Genomic DNA, 2419 nt, shown 5'->3' with positions numbered 1-2419 from the left:
TCCTGGACGAACTCGGCGACGCCATGGTCGGCGACCTCGACTACCTCACCGCCCGCGGCGTGCCGATCTCGATGTGGGGCCTGCAGAACGAACCGAGCGGGATCGCGGCCTACTCGACCTGCCAGTACACAGCCGCCGAATACGTGCAGACGTTCAAGGCCGTCGCCCCCAAGATCAAGGCGAAGTATCCGAACGCCCTCATCCACGCCAACAGCCAGGGTGGCTGGGAGGACACGATCGGCCAGGCCCTCGCCGCCGACCCCCAGGCGCTCGCCGCGATGGACGCTTGGACCTTCCACAAGGTCGGTACGCAGAGCACCGAGCAGCTCCCGGCCAGCCGCTACACCGTCGGCGCCCTGGGCAAGCCCGTCTTCAACAACGAGTTCGAGTACCTCGACAACCAGACGAGCGACGCCCGAACCCTGAACACCGCCCAGTCGATCATGAACTGGATGACGTTCCAGGACGCGCCCACCTGGTTCTGGCTGCACGCTCTCAAACCCACCACCAACATCGAGGCGGACGGCTACGCGCTCGGTTACTGGCGCCCCCCGACCGACACCGACTTCAGCCACCACCCCAACATCGCCCCCGGACACTGGGACTTCATCCCCCGCAACTGGAACGCCATCGCCGGCTTCGTGCAGTTCATGCCGTGGAACTCGGTCCGCTACCACGTGGACGAGCCGCTGCTGCGGTACCAGTTGTCGCCGCAGTGGGGTTACCAGGACCTGCCCTCACCCTCCCAGCGGATCATGGCCTGGAAGACCCCGGAGGGCAAGCCGGTCTTCGTGATCACCAACTCCTCCAGCACGCCCTACACCTTCACCGTCGACACCCAGACCGCCGCCAACTTCCGCGGGCTGCGCTACGGCCCCAGCACCAACAACCTCCTCATCGGCACCAAGACCGGCCCACAGCTGACGATCACCGTCCCGCCACTGTCGATCGAATTCTGGATCCGCACACCCTGACCCCGACACACCGCACCGACAGCGTCCCCGAACGTCTCCCGACTCGACCCGACCCGCCCACCGGCCGGCACAGCTCCTCCGCAGGAGCCGTAAGGCCCGCCCGGGAGACGTTCGAGGGCGACTGCGGACCGGCCCACGTGTCCTCGCGAAAGCCGGCTCTCCACCCGCGAGCGGCGGCCGTTGAGATATAAAGTCGGTGCGGGGAACAGTCGCTGACACCACTTGCCATCGGACCGTGTGTCCGAAAGGAAGTCCAGCGTCACGGACGGCCCAGCTCCGGGCCGGAAGCCATCACACCGGCCGACTTGGTACCGCGGTGGCCTGGGAGAGCCCCCATCGTCACCGTGCGAGCGCCAACGCAGAATCACCCACCGCCGCCCCAGGGACGCACCCACAGCCCGCTGGTCAACGCAGCCGATCAGGTGTGCGGCGACCGCCGGACACCCACGCACGATCCGCGCGCGGTCCCCGCCCCCTTGCACAGCAGCGGAGCGCTCACACACGCAAACGGTGATGGGCTGGCAGTTCGAAGGCATGGACGACGATCTCAACACCGTCAACCCCTCCTGGGAGAGCTTCTTCTGTCAGGTCGGCGGCACCCTCGCCTCACCCGACTTCAAACCTCCACCCAGAACACGGAAGCCGGATGCACCGCGATGACCTACATGAAGTCCTTCTACACCGACAGGCCCTCCGCCCCCGCCACCAGCGCCCTTGCCGGCTTCATCGAGGGCGACGTCGCGATGTTCTGCTTCTACCAGAGCGCCATCTCCGAGATCGCCGCCGGGAACGAGAAAACCAAGGGCAAATGGGTGGTCGCGCCGATGCTTGCCGGCCCGAAGAACGGCTGCTCCATGGTCGGCGGCCACAGCCTGGTCGCCAGCACGGCGGCCACGAACCCCGCCGCGGCCGGCACCTTCATGCGCTGGCTGGCCTCCTCCGATCGCAGCGCCCAGTACATGGACTTCCACGTGATCTTCCCCTACGACACCGCGAAGGTCACGATGGAAGCCAATGCCTTCGTCGGTTCATTCTACCACACCGGCCCCAGCTGGGCCGCCATCACAACGCAGCTCGAACCGGCACCCCTGACCTGCTCCAGGAACGCCACGGCTTCACCTCCCGCCGGGAAGCCCAGGAAAGCAACGTCGTGGCCAGAATTGCCAGCCGCCTGCCCGTGAACAGGCCCTGAAGGGCCGCTGACCACGTCGGCGCCGGCAACGATCCGGCAACAGCCCTTGGCATAGTCTTAGTATATCGAATACCTTAGGAGTGTTCGATATGCCGGGCGCCGAGCGGAGAGAATGCCGGCCGAGTTCCCCCGCATGCCCGGTGGCCCCATGCCGGGTGCACCGGGCCGTCTTCCCCCACGGCCCGGTGCACCCACCCTGTAGCAGACTAGTATACACAAAAACGAACCCACCCGACGGTTGGACAAGACGGCT

Annotated in this window: 2 protein-coding genes; both read left to right on the top strand. The window is 66.4% G+C overall.

All coding sequences use genetic code 11. The features are described from left to right. Nucleotides 1-974: glycoside hydrolase family 30 beta sandwich domain-containing protein (locus ACFWOG_RS40645; protein ID WP_380364765.1), on the top strand; the 974-nt coding region annotated here is incomplete at its 5' end. Nucleotides 975-1318: 344 nt separating this feature from the next. Then, nucleotides 1319-2155 (top strand): extracellular solute-binding protein, encoded by an 837-nt coding sequence (locus ACFWOG_RS40640; RefSeq protein ID WP_380364763.1) that lies wholly within the window; start codon nt 1319-1321, stop codon nt 2153-2155. Nucleotides 2156-2419: the final 264 nt, after the last annotated feature.

The organism is Kitasatospora sp. NPDC058406, from assembly GCF_042722765.1.
In the GTDB taxonomy this organism is placed as follows: Bacteria; Actinomycetota; Actinomycetes; order Streptomycetales; family Streptomycetaceae; genus Kitasatospora.
Note: the sequence above shows the minus strand (reverse complement) of the source record. Positions and strands in the feature narration are given on the sequence as shown.